This window comes from Sphingopyxis sp. Root1497 (genome assembly GCF_001427085.1).
In the GTDB taxonomy this organism is placed as follows: domain Bacteria; phylum Pseudomonadota; class Alphaproteobacteria; order Sphingomonadales; family Sphingomonadaceae; genus Sphingopyxis.
Genome location: NZ_LMGF01000003.1, coordinates 1,625,220 through 1,640,910, shown reverse-complemented (window position 1 = coordinate 1,640,910; position 15,691 = coordinate 1,625,220). Strand labels below are relative to the sequence as shown.

At 67.9% G+C, this 15,691-nt stretch carries 13 protein-coding genes, 1 tRNA gene and 1 pseudogene; 1 reads left to right on the top strand and 14 read right to left on the bottom strand.

The genetic code is table 11. The features are described 5' to 3' along the window. The first annotated feature begins 63 nt into the window (after positions 1-63). On the top strand, positions 64-1,191 hold the full coding sequence (locus ASD67_RS11190; RefSeq protein ID WP_056346838.1) for an EF-hand domain-containing protein: 1,128 nt from the start codon (positions 64-66) through the stop codon (positions 1,189-1,191). Positions 1,192-1,231: 40 nt separating this feature from the next. Here the strand turns inward: ASD67_RS11190 and ASD67_RS11185 are convergent. The 14 genes and pseudogenes from ASD67_RS11185 to ASD67_RS11120 all read right to left on the bottom strand — a co-directional run bounded on the left by ASD67_RS11185 (position 1,232) and on the right by ASD67_RS11120 (position 15,690). Next, positions 1,232-1,307, bottom strand: a tRNA-Phe gene (locus ASD67_RS11185). Between the two features lie 96 nt (positions 1,308-1,403). Further along, the gene (locus tag ASD67_RS11180) at positions 1,404-1,598 is read right to left on the bottom strand and encodes a DNA gyrase inhibitor YacG (RefSeq protein ID WP_056346836.1); all 195 of its coding nucleotides are present in this window, start codon (positions 1,596-1,598) and stop codon (positions 1,404-1,406) included. Continuing rightward, the gene (locus tag ASD67_RS11175) at positions 1,588-2,571 is read right to left on the bottom strand and encodes a ribonuclease (protein ID WP_327197015.1); all 984 of its coding nucleotides are present in this window, start codon (positions 2,569-2,571) and stop codon (positions 1,588-1,590) included. Before ASD67_RS11175 ends, ASD67_RS11180 begins: the two co-directional genes overlap by 11 nt. Continuing rightward, positions 2,555-3,145: a Maf family protein gene (locus ASD67_RS11170; protein ID WP_082544968.1), complete on the bottom strand. Its 591-nt coding sequence runs from the start codon at positions 3,143-3,145 to the stop codon at positions 2,555-2,557. Before ASD67_RS11170 ends, ASD67_RS11175 begins: the two co-directional genes overlap by 17 nt. Then, positions 3,142-3,360, bottom strand: a complete 219-nt coding sequence (gene infA / locus ASD67_RS11165) for a translation initiation factor IF-1 (protein ID WP_010162480.1) — start codon at positions 3,358-3,360, stop codon at positions 3,142-3,144. The genes ASD67_RS11170 and infA overlap by 4 nt, the downstream gene beginning before the upstream one ends. Positions 3,361-3,433: 73 nt before the next feature. Further along, positions 3,434-4,300, bottom strand: a complete 867-nt coding sequence (locus tag ASD67_RS11160; protein WP_082544967.1) for a cupin-like domain-containing protein — start codon at positions 4,298-4,300, stop codon at positions 3,434-3,436. Further along, positions 4,297-5,502 (bottom strand): GNAT family N-acetyltransferase, encoded by a 1,206-nt coding sequence (locus ASD67_RS11155; RefSeq protein WP_056346831.1) that lies wholly within the window; start codon positions 5,500-5,502, stop codon positions 4,297-4,299. Before ASD67_RS11155 ends, ASD67_RS11160 begins: the two co-directional genes overlap by 4 nt. A gap of 151 nt (positions 5,503-5,653) precedes the next feature. Then, a complete protein-coding gene (locus tag ASD67_RS11150; protein WP_056346829.1) occupies positions 5,654-7,549 on the bottom strand; it encodes an XrtA/PEP-CTERM system amidotransferase in 1,896 nt (631 codons plus the stop codon). Positions 7,550-7,562: 13 nt separating this feature from the next. After that, positions 7,563-9,080, bottom strand: coding sequence for an exosortase A (xrtA, locus tag ASD67_RS11145; RefSeq protein WP_056346828.1), 1,518 nt, complete (start codon positions 9,078-9,080; stop codon positions 7,563-7,565). After that, positions 9,077-10,282, bottom strand: a complete 1,206-nt coding sequence (locus ASD67_RS11140; RefSeq protein WP_056346825.1) for a TIGR03087 family PEP-CTERM/XrtA system glycosyltransferase — start codon at positions 10,280-10,282, stop codon at positions 9,077-9,079. The genes xrtA and ASD67_RS11140 overlap by 4 nt, the downstream gene beginning before the upstream one ends. Next, the gene (locus ASD67_RS11135; protein ID WP_056346824.1) at positions 10,282-11,328 is read right to left on the bottom strand and encodes a FemAB family XrtA/PEP-CTERM system-associated protein; all 1,047 of its coding nucleotides are present in this window, start codon (positions 11,326-11,328) and stop codon (positions 10,282-10,284) included. Before ASD67_RS11135 ends, ASD67_RS11140 begins: the two co-directional genes overlap by 1 nt. After that, a complete protein-coding gene (locus tag ASD67_RS11130) occupies positions 11,325-12,185 on the bottom strand; it encodes an XrtA system polysaccharide deacetylase (protein ID WP_200938007.1) in 861 nt (286 codons plus the stop codon). Before ASD67_RS11130 ends, ASD67_RS11135 begins: the two co-directional genes overlap by 4 nt. A 963-nt stretch (positions 12,186-13,148) precedes the next feature. After that, positions 13,149-13,949, bottom strand: a pseudogene (locus tag ASD67_RS11125) (XrtA/PEP-CTERM system-associated ATPase); the annotation flags it as partial. A gap of 13 nt (positions 13,950-13,962) precedes the next feature. Further along, positions 13,963-15,690 (bottom strand): hypothetical protein, encoded by a 1,728-nt coding sequence (locus ASD67_RS11120; RefSeq protein ID WP_235535635.1) that lies wholly within the window; start codon positions 15,688-15,690, stop codon positions 13,963-13,965. Position 15,691: the final 1 nt, after the last annotated feature.

The window sequence follows — 15,691 nt, the reverse complement described above, 5'->3', positions numbered from 1 at the left end:
TTGCCCCTTTAGGGTGACGCTACTGCGAGCGAGGAGATCATGATGCAAGCAACACATAGGAGCATGACCCCCGGGATCGCCGCGGCGGCCGCGCTGGCGATCGCGGCATCCGCTGCCGCACAACCCACGGCGCCCGACGTTCCGATCGCCCTCGTGAACGGATTCCACAGCGGCGGCCATATCGAAGACTATGTCGCGCGGGTGGTCGGCGAGCTTCGCCAGGCGGATCGGGCCGGCGACGGCCTCGACCAAGGCGACATCGACTTTGCCATGGCACGGCGCGCGGCGGTCCAGCGCACCGGGCCGATCCAGCGAATCCTGCCGATGGACCTCGACGGCGACCTCCGCATCACCCGCGACGAAATCGGGACGAGCACGAGCGCCGATTCCGGCACGCCTGACGATCAAACCGCGCGCGATCGCCGCATCGAGCATCATCTCCAGCAATATGACATCGACGGCGATGGCGTCATTACCCTGCCCGAAGCCGCCGCGACCGCGCGCCAGCAGGCATGGGACTATCGGCTCGTCGCGCTGCTCGCGACCGATCCCGACGGCGACGGCCGGCTGACCGCCGCCGAACTGACCGTTTTGGCGGAAAAGGCATTCCGCGCCGTCGATGCCGATGGCGACGGCACCACATCGGAGCCGGAACTTGCGTCGATCCGGGGCCGGATACGCGAAAGCCAGATGACCTGGCAGGCCGAAATCTGCCCGTTACCAGCCGTGCCCACCGCTGCGAGGCTGATCGCCTATGGCGGCTATGAGAGCCGGACGATCTCGCCCGTCCAGATCGAGAGCAACGACAAGCGGGAAAAGACGCGGCTGGTCGAGGTGACGATCGAGCCGGGCGGGCAACCGCTCTATCTGGTGCTGACATCCTATGAAACGACGCTCTGGCGCCTCACCGGCGCGACGGACCGGGTGAGCCATGTCGTGGCGTCCTCCTACCGCGCCGGGCGCGGATCCATATCGGCGGCGGGCGTCACCGGGGTGCCGGCGAGGAAGGTCACGATCTCGAAGGCGGGGTGCCCCAATTATTTCAGCTCGACCACCGAGGAAGAGGCCGAGCGCGCGCGCGCATCGATCCGCTTTTCGCTGAAGCGCGATCCCGACGCGATGTTCGCCGACTATGCCGCCGACCGGATATCGCTACCCTCGGGCACGATCGCGGCGACGCCGGACGAATGACCGAGAGACCGTCCGGTTGACGTCACAAGGATGGGGAAAGTGGTGCCCGGGGACGGATTCGAACCGCCGACACTGCGATTTTCAGTCGCATGCTCTACCAACTGAGCTACCCGGGCACGGGCCTCGCGAAGCCGACCGGCCCGCTGGCGAGCGGCGGCTATAGGCAGGGTCTCGCGTCCTGTCCAGCACCTTTGTTGTCGTGTTTCGACCGCTCATTCGTCGGTGAAATTATCCTCGTCGGCGGTGCCGTCGGCGGGCTGGTCGACGGGCACGCGATAGCCCTCGCCGAACCAGTTGAGCAGATCGCGGTCGCGGCAGCCGCGGCTGCAAAAAGGCTTGAATTCGTCGGCACGCGGCTGGCCGCATAGCGGACAGGCACGCGGTCTGGCGGCGGGTTTACTGGGCATGGCCCGATCCTTTGATGGCGGCATCGGCGATGAGTTCGACCGGGCGTCCGGTGCGTGTCTGCAGCATATGGGTCCACGCAGGGTGCGCCGCAATATGGTCGGCAACCGCCGGGCGCACGGTCAGGCGCAACACCCCCGTCCCCGCCGCGCGCTCTGCCTGCCGCAGCAGCAGCGCCGCGTCGGTCGCGACCGCATCGAACCGCACCTGCTCGATCAGCGACGGCCGCTCGCGGCGGCGGATGATCTGCAGCAAGCCGAACCCGTTCGTTGCGGTGCGTTCGAAAGGCTGTGGCAGGATTTCGTCGATGAGCGCGTCGACGGCCAGCCGTTCGGCGCGGGTGCGAAGTGACGGAAAGTCGATTCCGATCGACCCGCCGACATCGCAGCAACGGATGACATGCGCCGCCGCCGCTGCCCCCGCCTTCGCGAGCGCCAGGGCGTCACCTTCTCCGTCGATATCGATCAGCGTCATCGCCGGCGTCGTATCGACCCACAGCGCGCCACCGGCAAAGGGCCAATAGCCGGCGCGGACATGGTCGATCACCTCGGACCACCCGGCCTCTTCAAGGCGGTCGGGGTCTGTCGGGCGCAAGTCGACCACCGGAAATTCCGTCGCGGCGATGCGCGCGCGAAGATCGGGTCCCGCAACCGGCGAACTGCCCTCGGTCGCCAGCCGAACGCGGGCGGGCTTGTCGCGTCCGCGTTCGCGTAGCGCCATACGCGTGATTTCGACGATGAGCCTCGTACCGAGCGAGATGGGGGATGGCAGCGCCGCGATCGCCGCGAGGGGTTGGCCCGGCACATCGAGCATGACCTTGCCCGATTCGACCAGCCGGGCGGAAACAATCGCTCCGACGAGGGGACCTTCATCGTCGCGTTCGATCCGGACCTCGACGATTGCACCGTCCTCGACCAGCGCGGCACGCGCCTCGCCGATCCCGGCTTCGTACAGCCACTCAGCCAAGCGGCACACCCGCGCTGCTCAGCAGGCTGCGCGTCTCGAACAGCGGCAGGCCGACGACGTTCGAATGGCTGCCCGACAGGAAGCGGACGAAGCTTTCGGCCCGGCCCTGGATCGCATAGCCGCCCGCCTTGCCCATGCCTTCCCCACATTCGACATACCAGTCGATCTCGGCGGCGCTCAGCACCTTGAAGGCGACGATGGTGTCGGCGACACGGACGCGCGGCTTGCCGTCGGCGCCGACAACGCAGACGCCCGACCAGACATGGTGCCGCCGTCCCGACAGCAGGCCGAGCATACGGCGCAGATCGGCCTCGTCGACGGGCTTTTCGAGGATGCGGCGTCCGACCGCGACGGTGGTGTCGCCCGCGAGCACCACCTCGTTCGGCGCACGTTCGACCGCGCGCGCCTTGCCTTCGGCGAGCCGCGCGACATAGGCGCGCGGCAGTTCGCCCTTCAGCGGCGTTTCATCGATTTCGGGGGCCGCGATACGCGCCGGGGTCAGGCCGATGCGCGCGAGCAGTTCCAGCCGGCGCGGCGACGTCGAGGCCAGCACCAGCGCAGGGAAATCCACCGCGCCGCTCACTTGAAGCGATAGGTGATCCGACCCTTGGTCAGGTCATAGGGGGTCAGTTCGACGAGAACCTCGTCACCGACGAGCACGCGGATGCGATTTTTGCGCATCTTGCCGGCCGTGTGGCCGAGAATCTCGTGATCGTTTTCCAGTTTGACGCGAAACATCGCGTTGGGAAGCAGTTCGACCACCTGGCCGCGCATTTCCAGAAGTTCTTCTTTCGCCATCAATCCTCAAGGGTCTCGAACAAATTGGGATGCGCGCCCATAGCCGCAAAAGGCGGCGATGGAAAGCCATCTGTCAGTGGACAAGCCGCAGCTTCCGCGCGAGCCGCCAGCCGACGGTCTTGGCCCAGGCGTAGCTCGGCCAGCGCGGCGGCATCGCGGGGTCGAGTCCCATGCGGCGCAGTGCGGCGTTGGCCGCATGGGCTTCGGATTCGCGATAGCTCCATTCGCTGCGCCAGGTGATCGACAGCGAGATCGACGGCGCGTCGCCATTGGCGACATAATGCGGCGCCATGACGGGCATCAGAACCGCGTCGCCGGGCGCGAGCGGCACGGCTTTCTGCCCGCCCTCATAGCCCTCTTCCCACGGCAGGTTGCGGTGTCCGCCGGTGTGATAACGCTCATGCTCGCGGCGGTGCGCGAAGCGTTCGTCGCCGGCCGGCCAGACGTTCATCACCTTCGTCCCGCGCAGTTGCAGCAGGATATTATGCTCGGGGTCGAAGTGGAACGGGGTGATCGATCCGGGCGAGGAGATGAAGATGAACCCCTGCGGCGTCAGCATCGCGCCGGTGCGCGGCTGCACCACGGGTTCGAGTTCGCCGAGCAACGCCATCAGCAGCTCGCGATACGGCCCCTCGCTCTCGATATTCTTGAGCACCGCCCAGCTGCGGTTGGTGTCGATGGTGCGGATCGTCTCGCCGATCGACAGGCCGTTGGCGGGAATGTCTTCGGGCAATATGCCGATCGGCACGTCGCCCGGATTATATTCGACCTGCCCCGCGGGCAGGCCTTCGCCGAGCCGCGCCAGCGCTTCGAGCGACAGCAGCGGATGGTCGGGCAGCCGGTGATGCAGCAATCCCGCCTGTTGCGGATAAAGCCGTTCCATCGTTTCGAGCGTCTCGGGCGGAAAGACGCGGGTATCGATCTTCTGGTGCGCGGTCATGACTGGTCCTGGTCTTCGGGCGTTTCGGCGGGTGCGGCATCGGTCCGTTTCAGCCGCCGCCACACCTTTTCGGCCTTGGTGAGCAGCGAAAAGCGCAGCCGGTCGCCGGCGCCGCTCAGCGGCACATTGATCCAGACGAGCGCGCGGCGTTCGCGCCATACGCTGTCGATCATCGGATGGCCCGGCGCGGCGCAACTGTCGACCCAGTCGACGCGGTCGTCGGCGAGCAGGTCGAGGTTCGCCTGTTGCAGCAATACCCCGGGCGAAAAGCGCGCATAATCCTCATCGAACGCGGTCTTGAACGAAAAGCCGCCCGGCGGGCAGAGGAAGTTGACCAGCATCGCGAGCGGCCGGCCGTCGAGGTCGAGCGCACGCATGTCGAGCCGCCCGGCTTCCGCAGCCCCGGCGAGGATAGCGCGGAACCACGCCTCGGTCTCGCCATGGCTCGCGAGCGCCGATCCGGCACGCCCTTTCCAGCCGCGCGCTTCGAGGTCGAGGAAGGCATCGACCCATGGTTCGACCGGCTCGTCCGCCGACCAGCGGCGAAAGGCGACCGCCCCCTGTTCGGCCAGCCGGTTCGCCTGCCGCCGATGTTCCTTGCGTTTCTTCGCGCGCACCGCGCCGTCCCAATAATCCTCGGGCGACAGGGTGCTTTCGAGCAGCGCCCGCTCTTCGCGATGGACGATCTCAGCCTCGGCGCCGCGACCGCGCGCGACGTCGACCAGCGCGCGGTGAAGCGGGCCGTCCTCGGTCAGGCGCGGCACATGGACCAGCGTCTTCGCCCAAGGCGCGGCGTCGCACCAGCCGAGCAGGATCGACCAGAACAAGCTTTCGAAGCCCGCGCGGACCAGCGGGGCGCCATGAAAATGATTGGGATGCGCCCAACCCGTGACATGGCGGAGCGGCAGGCGGCCATAATGGCCAGCGGGCGCCAGCGGCATGACGCCGATCACCGGCCCTTCGGCGCCGTCGCGGACCATGACGAGCCGCGTCAGCCGCTCCGGATCGAGCAGGTGCAGCGCCGACTGCAGGCACCAGCGTTCGGCAAAGGGGTTCGGCTCGCTCGCCTCGGCCGCAACCGCGTCCCACGCGGCCGCAAGCGCCGGAGACAGCGCCAGCGGATCGACGACGCGCACCGTCAGCGGCGTGGCGGCGGCGGGCGCGGGCATACCGTCGGCGGGAAAGGCGGGATGAACCGTCATTGCGGGCAGGCTAGCAGCGAGGGGTTAAGATGAGGTGGCTGCAAACATAAGCCCCTCCCGCTTGCGGGAGGGGTTTGGGGAGGGCCTGTCGGATTGGACAGCGTCTGAAAACAGGCCCTCCCCCGGCCCCTTCCGCAGGCGGGAGGGGAGTTTATATCCCGAACAGCTTCGCCAGCGACTTTTCCAGCATGAAGAATTGCCAGATCAGCCGCCCGTGATCGCGCCGTCCGCTCTGGTGCGCGGCAACGACGCGCTCGATCTCGGCCATGTCGAACCAGCCCGACCGCGCCAGCGTCGCCGAGGTCGCGAGCGCCTTCGCCTGTTCGACCAGCGGGCCGCGAAACCAGTGCGATACCGGGGTCACGAACCCCATCTTGGGGCGATAGAGGATATCGGGCGGCAGGTAACGCTCCATCGCCTGCTTCATGATCGCCTTGCCGGTGCCGCCCTTCACCCGCATCGACGCGGGCAGCGATGCGGCGAATTCGACGAGGCGATAGTCGAGCAACGGCTCGCGCGCTTCGAGGCTCACCGCCATGCTCATCCGGTCGGTCTTGGTCAATATGTCGCCGGGCAGCCAGATTTTCAGATCGGCATATTGCGCACGATCGAGCGGTTCGCGCGCCGGCGCATCGGCCATCGCCTGCCAATAACGCGCCTCGGCGACATGATCGCCAAGCGCATTTTTTGCCGCATCGTTGAACAGCCGCGCGCGTTGGCCGGGGCCGGTCACACCGACCGCCTCGGCATAGCCTTCGGCGCCGCTCTTCGACAGGCTGGTCAGCGTCGCGCGCGCGCGCAACGGGCGCGGTGCCCAGTCCATTTGCGGCCAGACCTTCGCCAGCGGACCCAAAACATTCCGGCGCAGCACCCCGGGGATCAGCCCGCGCAGCCGTTCCTCCTGATGCTGGAACACCAGCCGGCGATAACCCGCGAAGGCTTCGTCGGCGCCGTCGCCCGACAGCGCGACGGTGACCTCTTCACGCGCGAGTTCGCAGACGCGATAGGTCGGCAGCGCGCTCGCATCGGCGAAGGGCTCGTCGAACATGTCGGCGATCCGGTCGACAAGGTCGAAGTCGCTGGCCGCTACCGTCCGCGTGCGGTGGTCGGTCGCGAAGCGCTCGGCGATCTGCTGGGCGTAGGCGGTCTCGTCGAGCACCGCCTGGTCGAAGCCGATGGTGCAGGTCTTGACCGCCTTGCTGCTCGCCTCGGCCATCAAGGCCACGACCGCACTGCTGTCGACGCCGCCCGACAGGAAAGCGCCGAGCGGCACATCAGACACCATGCGGTCGGTCACCGCGGCACGCATCAGGTGCGTCAGATGCTCGGCCGCTTCGCCTTCACTGGCGCGGATGCGTTTCGAGAAATCGGGTGCCCACCAACAGGTCGGCGCGGGCACCGGCTTGCCGCGTTCGAGCAGCAGATAATGGCCGGCGGGCAGCTTTTGCACCCCCGCCACGATACAATTGTCGTCGGGGACGTAACCAAACGCGAGGAAATCCTCGATCGCCGACAGGTTCGCCTCCTGCCGCAGCAGCGGGTGCCGCAGCAGCCCCTTGAGCTCGGACGCGAAGGCGAGCGACCCGTCGGACAGCCGCGCATGGTGCAGCGGCTTCACCCCCAGCCGGTCGCGCGCGAGGAACAGGCAACCCCGCTGATGGTCGTGGAGCGCGAAGGCGAACATGCCGTTGAGCCGCGACAGGCATTCGACGCCCCATTGGCGCCAGGCCGCGATGATCACCTCGGTGTCGCCGCTGGTGCGGAAACGGTGGCCGCGCTCCTCCAGCTCGGCGCGCAACTCGCGGAAATTATAGATTTCGCCGTTATAGGTCAGCGTCACCGCCTCATCGTCAGACGCCATCGGCTGCGGGCTGCCGGCGATGTCGATGATCGAGAGGCGGAGATGGCCGAGACCGACGCCCGGCGCGGTCCACACACCGGTGCCGTCGGGGCCGCGATGCGCCATCGGATGGAGCATCGCGCGCAGCCGCGCCGGATCGACCGGCTTTGCCGTGTCCAGATGATAAAGGCCCGCGATCCCACACATATTCGGCGAGGCTCTAGCGCAGTTTCAGCGCGCGGTCAGCCATCGCCTGCGCTCCGCCCGACGCGGAAACGAAATCGGTGATCGCAGATACGCCGCCCTGCCGCTCCTCGCTCGACACGATCAGCGACAGCGCGCGCGGGTCGCCGCCGAGCAGGCGCGCCTTGAGCCCCGCGAGCTTCGCGGCGCGGGGGTTGCCGGTGACCGCGCCGTCGACGACATAGAAGGTCGCGGCGTCGCGCAGCACCGGCCCGGGGTGCAGCAACCGTTCGGTCTTGCCGCGGTCGATCGCGGGCAGCGCCGCGCTCCACGCCCATATGCTGTCGGGGTCGATCGCGCCCTGCCCGAAGGCGACGACCTCGCGCCCCTCGTCCTGCCGTTCGTAACCGCCTAGTCCGACCGCGACGCGGCGCCCCTTGCCATCGATGAAATGGCGGAGCCAGAGCTGGTCGGCACCGTCGAAACGCGGCGCCCAGATGGTGCCTTCGCCGATCGTCTCGGTCCAGCCGGCGGGGACGGCGATCTCCATCTTGTCAGGCAGCGGCGCCGAGCGCGCACCGACGAGCGCCGCCCAACCGGCGAACAGCAGCGGCACCGCCAGCGCGGCGGGCAGCACGGCCTTCGCGGCGCCCGCAAAGCGCGCCGCGCCCTGAAGCCCCGACACATCGACCGCGACATCGTTCGCCGGCCGGTCGAACCAGCGGCGCGCGACGAGCATCACGATCAGGATGACGAGCCCGAAGAAGATCCAGCCATAAAAGATATGGTCGATCCCGCCCGCCGCCTCGATCCCCCAGATTTCGGCGGCGACCATCGTGCCCCAGGCGCGCAGCGCGTTGGCGAGGATCGTCGTCGCGAGCGCGCCGACGACAAAGACGATGCGCCGGGCCCAGCTTTTGAAACAGAGATGCGCGGCGAAGGTCGAGTAAGCGAACATCGCGATCAGGAAACTGATCCCCGAACATTCCTCGGCGACCTCGAAGAAACCGGCGCGGGTGGTGATGAACACGCCCTCCATATGCGCCTCGAGCCCGATCAGATGGAGCAGGGCGATGCTGATATGCGCGGTGAGCGTCTGGAGCAAAGGCACCAATTCCTCGCCGAAGGGCACGAGGAGCAGCGCATAGGCGAGCGGGAAGAGCAGCCCGCGCACCAGCTTTTCGCCCAGCGTCGCCGCGACCGCGCCCTGCAGCATCAGCATCAGCCCGAGCTGGCGGAACAGCCCGACCCCGGCCGCCTCGCCGACGAGCCACACCAGCCCCGCCCCCGCCATCCAGATCAGCGCCGGCCACCAATAAACCGGCGTCAGCGGGCGTAGCAGCGCGGCGCGCTGCGACACCAGCCAGCCGATCATCGGCACCATCAGCAGGCAGTGGGTGAAGGTCGAGCTGTGCCACCAAATGCCCGCCATATCGGCGGCGTCGCGGTGAAAGAGCGCGAGGATCGCCGCCGACAGCCCGATCAGCGCGACCAGATGCGCTTGCCAGCGCGTCCAGCTTTTCGGACGAACGAGGTTCGCGGTCCCGGCCGTCATGCCGCGAGACCCAGCAATTGCCCGAGCGGCGCGAGGCGCGCATCCCAGCCGTAGCGCGCGATCATCTGTTTGCGGGCGGCTTGCCCCATCGCCCGCGCGCGATCGCAGTCGTCGAAAAGCGAACACACCGCGGCCGACATGGCATCAGCCCCATCGGCAACGAGCAGATGATCGCCGGGCGTCGCATCGATGCCCTCGGCGGCGGCGGCACTCGCGACCACCGGCCGCGCCATCGCCATCGCCTCGAGCAGCTTGTTCTGGATGCCGCGCGCGAGCAGCAACGGCGCGACCACCGCATCGGCGGCGGCGAGCCAGGGGCGCACGTCGGGCACCTCGCCGGTGACGGCCACACCGGGCAGGTCGGCCAGCGCGCGCACCTCGTCGGTCGGCGCACGGCCGACGATCGCGAAGCGCGCCGCCGGATGGCACCGGCGGATCAGCGGCAATATGTCGGTCGCAAACCAGCGCACCGCATCGATATTCGGCCGATAGTCCATCTGGCCGGTGAACACCGCGAGCGGGCCTTCGCCCTGCCCGACCGGATCGTGCGGCAAGGACGGATCAAATGTGTCGGTGTCGATGCCATTCTCGACCGCGCGGACCCTGTCCTCATCAAGGCCGCTGCGACCTCGAAACAGCGCGGCTTCGGCGGTGCTGACGAACAGGCTGGCGTCGACACGGCCCGCGACTTCGGCCTCATAGGCGCCAAGCCGGTCGGCCTCGCGCGCATGGACCCAGTGCAGCGGCTGGCGCTTGTCCTGCGCCGCGTAAGTGGCGAATTTGGCCGAATCGACGTCGACGAAGTCCATCAGCACCGGGCCGGCGAAATCGGCGGGCAGATATTGCGCCATCTGGCCCGAGAAGGCGACGATATGGCTGATCTCGCCGTGGCGGATCAGGCCGCCGACGTGGCGCGCCAGCGCGGCGTTGCGGAACAGCCGGTTCGAAACCGGTTCGCCACGCAACACCGCCTGCGCCAGCGCGAGCGGGCGCGACACCTTGCGCACTTCGATGGCGAGGCTCGCGCAGAGCGGCGTCATTTTCCCGCGTGCGACCTCGGCCTCGGCGTCATTGTCGGCGAGCGCGGCGACATGGACGGGCGCGAGCTTCGCCAGCGCCTCGAACATATGCCAGCTGCGGATGCGATCGCCGCGGTCGGGGGGCCAGGGCGCGCGGTGAACGAGGAACAGGATTTCGGCCATCAACCCAGCCCGCGCGCGATCAGCGGTCCAATGCGGTTCGCGGCCCAGAGCGGGAGTTTTTTCCACAGGTCGACCTGCAGGCGGTATTTGGCGCTGGTCGGGTTGGTGTCGCGCGGGGTCTCACCCTCGGCGAGCCAGCGCGCGTAGGTCAGTGCTTCGGGCTCGAAGCCCCAATTCTTCTTGTAGCTGTACGGCCCGGTTCCGAGTTTCGAGCGACCGAAGTCGAAGCGGGTGCAACCCCGGGAACGCGCGTGGTTCATAAGCGCGAAGTACATCATTTCGTTGGCGCGCAAGCTCCGCGCCGAGGCGAGCCCGCCGCCCCAATAGGGCATCACCGTGCCGCGCCAATAGAGGCTGAGGACGCTGGCCACAACTTCACGATCGTTGCGCACATTGAGGATGTCGGCGTCGGGTCCGAATGCGTCAAGAACATGTGAAAACAAGGTCTTGGGGAACACAGGTGTGCCAAGGTTGCGGACGCTGGTGGCGTAGACGCGGTAGTGGTCGGCGCGGTGGGCTTCGTCGGTGCCGACGGTGACCTTCAGATCGCTCGCCAGAGCCTTGCGGACCTCGGCGCGCTGCTTGCGCGGGATGGCGAGAAGTTCGGCCTCTTCGTCGCTGGCAAGGTCGCGCGCGAAGCCGGCGTAGACGCCCTCCTCGATAGGCCATCCCTCTGGCAACGAACCACCCCGCAATTCGATGGACGGGACCCCGAGCGAGCCCGCGAGGTCGATCGCGGCATCGGCAAGGACGGCGGCGATCTCCGGGCTGTCGGCGAGCAGGCCGCCGCCGACCGCGAAGCCGCTGGCGACGAGCGCCTGCCCGAACAGCGGCGAGCGGACATGGTGCAGCGGGAGTAGCCCGACGATCTGCCCCGCCGCGTCGCGCTGCGCGATCAGATGATGCTTGTGGCCCGTCGCCCGCGTGATCGCTTCGCACCAGGCGCGGGTGTGAAAAGGCGTCGCGTCGGGGTGCGCGGCGACATAGGCGTCCCACGCCGCGTCGTCGGGCAGCGGCGCGGCAACCGGATGTGCGGGCGCGTTCATGCCGCCTGCTTCCACGGCACGGCGCGGCCCTGTTGCGCGGGCAGCAAGGCGTCGGCGCGCGTCCATTCAAAATCGTCGAGCAACTTCCGCAGCTTGCCGGCCATCGCTGAGAGGCCGCTGTAATGGCGGATCTTCGATTTCAGCGGCGCGTCGGCGACGCGCGGCTGGCCGGGGTCGATTTCCCACGGGTGGAAATAGAGGATCGCGGGATGCCCCTCGGCATTCATGCGCGCGATCGCCCAGCGGGTGAAACCATAGGGGAGCAGGCGCATGAAGCCGCCGCCGCCCGCCGCAAGCGTGCGTCCGGCGAAGCGCGCGGTGGTCACCGGCCATTCGACCAGGTCGCTGCCCGCGACCGGGCGCCAGGCGTGGCGCGGGCTGGCGGGCCAGCCATAATGATCGTGAACGACGGGCGCGACACTCGACGAATAGGCATAGCCCTGTTCGGCGAGGATCGGATGCGCCCATGGGGTACGCTGGTCGACCGAGAAACTCGGCGCGCGATAGCCGCGCACGGGCACGCCGCCGAGATCCTCAAGGATCGCCCGCGTCTTCTTCAGGTCGGCGGCGAAGGCGTCGGGGGTCATCGCGAACACGCGCTGGTGGTCGTACCCATGGCTCGCGAGTTCGTGTCCCGCATCGACGATGCGTTTGATCAGCGCCGGATAGCGCTCGGCGACCCAGCCCAATGTGAAGAAGGTACCGCTGACCCCGGCCTCGGCGAAGAGTTGCAGCACCGCGTCGCAATTCGCCTCGACCCGGCATTCGAGCGCCGGCCAGTCGGCGCGGTCGATCACGCGCTCAAAGGCGCCGACCTGGAACCAGTCCTCGACATCGACCGACAGGCCGTTCTGCATGATCCCTCACCTTCATCGATCCGGCAGCCAGCCGCGACCGGGACGCCGTCAGGCGGCCCAGGTCTGCGTCAGCGTCGGATCGGGCGCATTCGCCGGATCGCGTTCGACCCAATCGATCAACAAATCAAGCACACGGCGCAGCGCCACATCCTGCTCGGCGATCCGCGCCTCCAGCCCGGCGAGCTGGCGCTGGAGCGCGACCAGTTGCGCCTCGTCGACCAACGCGGCCGCCGGGGCGCCGGTCGATGCCTCGGCTTCGACCGGTTCGGGTGTGATCGTTTCGGGTTCGGCGAAGGCCGCGCTCGGTTCGGATGCTTCTGCTTCCTGCTCAACCGCGGCTTCGACGGGGTCGGGGGCAATGGCGAAACGCCGCGCTTCGGCAACGGGTTCGACTTCGGCGGCCGCCGCGGGCGCGAGGCCAAGCTGTTCGGCGACGAGCGAACGGGCTTCGACGAAGCTCGTCGCGGCGTGCGACGGCGGCAGGATGTCGACCTCTTCGAGCGCGGCGCGCATCGACAGGCGTTCGAGGCCCATGGCGGGGGCTTCTTCGTCCGGGGCGGCGAAGGGCGGCGGCGCCGCTTCGACGCTTTCGGCTTCGACGACCGGTTCGGCGACGGCGGCGGCAGCCGGCCATTCGAGCGGGGCTTCGACCTCGGCGACCGGGGCGGCAAAGGGCGCGGGTTCGGGTTCAGCTTCGGGTTCGACCGGCGCGACGACGGGGTCGGGTTCGACGAAGGCCTCGACCAGTTCGAACGGCGCCTCTTCGGGTTCGGCTTCCGCCACGGGCGCGGGTTCGGCCCACACCGGTTCGGGTTTCGGTGCCGGGGCCGCAATCGCCGCGAGCGACGCCACCGGCGCCGGTGCGAAGGCAGCGGGTGCGGGTACGGGCGCAGGTGCGGCGAAGGCCGGTTCGACCGGGGCCGCCGGCACCAGCGTCTTCGCGTCGATGCCGCGATCGGCCTCGATCTCGGCGACGACGTCGCGCACATGCTGGGCGGTGATGCGATGCTGTTGCTCGACCGCGCCGAACAGCAACAGGCGGCTGACCAGCACGTTCAATTTGCGCGGCACGCCTTCGCTGTAATCGAAGATTTCCTCGAAGGCGTCGGGGCTGAAGCTGGGGTTGCCGGTCCAGCCGACCTTACCGAGGCGGTGGAGGATATAGGGTTCGACCTCTTCGGGCTCCATCGGGTCCAGATGATGCGTCGCGATCACCCGCTGGCGCAGCTGTTCGAGCTGCGGCGAGTGGAACAAAGTCTGGCGGAATTCGGGCTGGCCGAGCAGGAAGATCTGCAGCAGCGAATGGCCGCCGAGCTGGAAGTTCGACAGCATGCGCAATTCTTCGAGCGCCGAGATCGCGAGATTCTGCCCCTCGTCGACGATCAGCAACGTGCGGCGGCCGGCGCGCGCCTGTTCGCGCAGATATTGTTCCATCGAACGCAGCAGTTCGGCCTTGCTCTCGCCTTCCCAGTCGAGCCCGAATTGTTCGGCGACGAGGCGGAGCAGGTCGTCGCCCTCGACCTGCGTCGACACCAGCTTGACCGCGGTCAGGCGGTTGGGGTCGATCGTGTTCATCAGATGGCCGACGAGCGTCGTCTTGCCCGCGCCGACGTCGCCGGTGATCACGATGAAGCCTTCACCCTGCGCCAGCCCATAGCCGAGATAGGACATCGCCTTGCGGTGGGTGCCGCTCTCGAAATAGAAATTCGGGTCTGGCGTCAGCTGGAAAGGACGTCCCGTAAAGCCATAATATTGATCGTACATATTATCTTCCCCGTTACCGGAAATTGTAGCGCAGACCGAACAGCGCCGATGCCACGAGCTGGCTGTTGAAACCGTCCTGGTCGAAGCCGGTGATGCTGGCCGCCGCGCTGCCGGTCAGGCCGCGCCAGAAGCGCTGCGAATAGACCGCCGAAGCGCCATAGGATTGCACGTCGGTCGCGCCCGGCGAGCCATTGTCAAAATAATTGTAGAAGCCGCTGAACGACAGATCGGCATCGCGGCCGAGCTGACGCCCGATCGACGCGAAGAGATAATAATTCTCGTCGGTCACCCCGTTGAGGTCGGCAATCTGCGACAGCGCGGGCACGAGCAGGCGGCGGCGATCGTAACCGGCGCCGAAGCCATAGCTCCATGCCCCGGCGCGGCTGGTGAAGATGCCCTGGATGCCGCGGCTGCGGAACTGCGCGCCGGTCGCGTTCGACAGCGCGTTGTTGAGACAGCCGCCGCCCTGCGCGCCGAACTGGCAGCTGTTGATATCGCCGTCGATCGGGTTGCGGGTCGGGTCGAACTGGGTCGGCAGGCCGGCGAGGCCAGCGGAAAGCCCGCGCCCGAAGCTGGAGATGCCGTCATAGACGCCGACCTGGATCTGCGTCGCATGGCCCGGGCGGTAATAGAAGCTGCCGGTATAAATGGTGTCGCCATAGCGGCGCCCGACCTTGGCGGTCAGCGAGGTGCGGCGGCTGGGCTGCCACATCACGCCGGCATCCCAGATCAGCCCGTCGGTGTCGAACGACAGCTGGCGCGGGCTCGACTTGTCGGTGACGAAGCGCCCGTTCGCGTCGCGGACCGGCACGCCGTTCGCGTCGACGACGGGGTTGCGTTCGCTGATCTCGATATCTTCATAGCCGACGCCGCCAAGCAGCGCGACGGTCGGGCCGATCGGCACCGTCACGTCGGCGCGGGCGAACTTGCCCTCGAACCGCTGGTCGAGCTGGCTCGCATCCTCGCGCTCGTAACCGCCCGACACCTGCCAGCCGAACGGCAGGTCGCCCGGCCGCTGGCCGACGCTGCCCCACGCGACATGGTTGGTCGAGCTGTCGAAAATATCCTGGCTGGTCGCGCCCGGCGGCAGCACCGCAGGGGTATCGACCTCGACCTTGTTGTAACCGAAGCGATAGCCGGCGCCGACGTCGAGTCCGCCGATGCGGCGCGCGAAGGTCGGGCCGGCGTAGATCGAATAGACGTCGGCCGAGTTCGAACCATTGCCGACGAAAATCGGATTGTCGGCGCCTTGCCCGTCGGCACGGGTGCGCGTCGCGAGCGCTCCCGCCTCGATATTCAGCCCGCGCGCCAGTTCGTAACGGCCGCGCAGCAGCCCGCTGATCGTATCCGAATCGCCGAGGCCGCCCGATTCGCCGATGCGATATTCGTAGCGCAGCGTCGCCGCGACTTCGGCGCGGCGCGTCGCGATGACCGCGTCGACCCCGGCGGCGAGCGTCGTGTAGGTGAGCACATCGCCGTTATTCTCGAGATCGGCCTGCAGCACCTGGCCGACTTCGAGATAGGGTGTGACTTCGACCGTGCGCTTGCTGCGCTTCTGGCCGCGCTCGTCGCGCTTGCCAGTGCCGCTTTCGGCCGAGGCCGGTGCCGACGACGCGGCGCCATCGCCGCTGCCGCCTTCGGGACCCGAGAATTGCGCATGCGCGCTGGTCGCGGTGCCCGCGAGCAGCAAGGCAACCGCCGTCATGACGCCATGGCGCGCGTGCGGAAGAATGGTGCGCATG

Bases quoted from the DNA above. Each gene is read 5' to 3' on its own strand.
- ASD67_RS11190 (WP_056346838.1), top strand. From the start codon at position 64: ATGACCCCCGGGATCGCCGCGGCGGCCGCGCTGGCGATCGCGGCATCC.
- ASD67_RS11180 (WP_056346836.1), bottom strand. From the start codon at position 1,598: ATGCCCAGTAAACCCGCCGCCAGACCGCGTGCCTGTCCGCTATGCGGC.
- infA (WP_010162480.1), bottom strand. From the start codon at position 3,360: ATGGCGAAAGAAGAACTTCTGGAAATGCGCGGCCAGGTGGTCGAACTG.
- ASD67_RS11160 (WP_082544967.1), bottom strand. From the start codon at position 4,300: ATGACCGCGCACCAGAAGATCGATACCCGCGTCTTTCCGCCCGAGACG.
- ASD67_RS11155 (WP_056346831.1), bottom strand. From the start codon at position 5,502: ATGACGGTTCATCCCGCCTTTCCCGCCGACGGTATGCCCGCGCCCGCC.
- ASD67_RS11150 (WP_056346829.1), bottom strand. From the start codon at position 7,549: ATGTGTGGGATCGCGGGCCTTTATCATCTGGACACGGCAAAGCCGGTC.
- xrtA (WP_056346828.1), bottom strand. From the start codon at position 9,080: ATGACGGCCGGGACCGCGAACCTCGTTCGTCCGAAAAGCTGGACGCGC.
- ASD67_RS11140 (WP_056346825.1), bottom strand. From the start codon at position 10,282: ATGGCCGAAATCCTGTTCCTCGTTCACCGCGCGCCCTGGCCCCCCGAC.
- ASD67_RS11135 (WP_056346824.1), bottom strand. From the start codon at position 11,328: ATGAACGCGCCCGCACATCCGGTTGCCGCGCCGCTGCCCGACGACGCG.
- ASD67_RS11130 (WP_200938007.1), bottom strand. From the start codon at position 12,185: ATGCAGAACGGCCTGTCGGTCGATGTCGAGGACTGGTTCCAGGTCGGC.
- ASD67_RS11120 (WP_235535635.1), bottom strand. From the start codon at position 15,690: ATGCGCACCATTCTTCCGCACGCGCGCCATGGCGTCATGACGGCGGTT.